This is a genomic window from Neisseria sp. WLZKY-1 (assembly GCF_046546535.1).
GTDB lineage: Bacteria > Pseudomonadota > Gammaproteobacteria > Burkholderiales > Neisseriaceae > Neisseria.
The window spans coordinates 1-228 of the sequence record NZ_JBKGTW010000166.1; the positions used below are offsets into that span (position 1 = coordinate 1).

1 pseudogene is annotated in these 228 nt (G+C 50.9%); it reads left to right on the forward strand.

Annotated elements, in window-relative coordinates:
* Nucleotides 1–228, forward strand: a pseudogene (locus ACLD9W_RS12680) (IS110 family transposase); the annotation flags it as partial.

Sequence of the window (228 nt, forward strand, 5' to 3'; positions counted from 1 at the left end):
TGGATATGCGGACTGCCGAGAAAAACCGTCTGCATCAGGTTCACGAAACGCAAGTCGAAAGCGTCAAACAACTGATTGCCCATTTTGACCGGCTGATTGACGAGTTGGACAAACAAATCGATGACCACACCCACACGCATTTTGATGGCAAAGCCCAAGTGGCGGAGCAAATCAAAGGCATCGGTTCGATAACGACGGCAACGCTGATGGCAATGCTGCCCGAATTGG